Origin of the sequence: Ruminococcus sp. OM06-36AC (genome assembly GCF_003438725.1) — a bacterium.
In the GTDB taxonomy this organism is placed as follows: domain Bacteria; phylum Bacillota; class Clostridia; order Oscillospirales; family Ruminococcaceae; genus Ruminococcus_C; species Ruminococcus_C callidus.
Window position 1 is genome coordinate 1 of the sequence record NZ_QSTT01000074.1, and the last position, 994, is coordinate 994.

1 protein-coding gene and 1 pseudogene are annotated in these 994 nt (G+C 48.0%); both read left to right on the plus strand.

Features of this window, described 5'->3' with window-relative positions:
• A pseudogene (locus DXB92_RS13920) lies at positions 1 to 447 on the plus strand (virulence protein); the annotation flags it as partial.
• A complete protein-coding gene (locus tag DXB92_RS13220) occupies positions 431 to 667 on the plus strand; it encodes a DUF4314 domain-containing protein (protein ID WP_117734227.1) in 237 nt (78 codons plus the stop codon). The pseudogene DXB92_RS13920 and the gene DXB92_RS13220, both read left to right, overlap by 17 nt.
• Positions 668 to 994: the final 327 nt, after the last annotated feature.

A 994-nucleotide genomic window follows, 5' to 3' on the forward strand; every position in this document is an offset into this window, starting at 1 on the left:
GCTGTTCCGGACACCACAGAACCGGAATCCAAGGGCTTGACGGTGCAGATGCCAGCCGATTTCTTCACGGAGCATACGCTCGGCAATCTCCGGCAGATCTGCGAAAACAAGGTTGCCCTTTTTCAGGCAGCTTTTCAAACCGACTGTTTGGACATCATTCCGTCTGATGAAAAGGTGGAATTTCCATGGTTCACGGTCGAACAGGACGGTGATGCAGATGCCTACTGCACCTTCATTTCCATGCTCTGCGAATTTGCCAAGAACCAGAGCCGCATCAACCGCAAACCGGACACCTCCGACAATCCCAAGTACACCATGCGGTGTTTCCTGATTCGTCTGGGAATGGTGGGTGCAGAATTCAAGGCAGCAAGAAAAGTCATTCTTCGCAATCTCACAGGCAATTCCGCATTCAGAAAGGTTGGTGATACTGATGCAGTTTCCGAGTGAATCATATCTGGAACAGCTGCGAAAAAAGTACCCTGTCGGAACGAAATTACAGCTGATTTCTATGCGAAATGAAAAATATCCGGTTCTTCCCGGAACAGTCGGCGAGGTCACGCATATTGACGATGTGGGCAGCATTCATATGCGGTGGGAGAATGGTTCTTCCCTTGCTCTGATTCCCGAAATCGATAGTTTCCAGACCGTATCCAAGGCGAAAAAATAAGGCGGCATCTCTTCCATTGTAATGTATGTTACCATACAATTGCAAGGATTGCAAGGGTGTATTCTACACAATCTTTTGACCGCATTTTCTGTACATTTAGCCGCTTGCTATCTCCTCCGTTTAGAGTTAATATGGTTACAACGAAACGGGAAAAAACCCGAAATTACGGATGCCCTGAGCCGAGGCAGGATGCTGCCCGAGGCGAATGGGTATGCCGACACAGGATTTTAGGAGGCTGGAAAATACCATGAACGAAAAAACCGCAAAGCAAATCGAAAACCTGAAAAAGCAGACCATCGGCGTGGAGATTGAGATGAACCACATCAC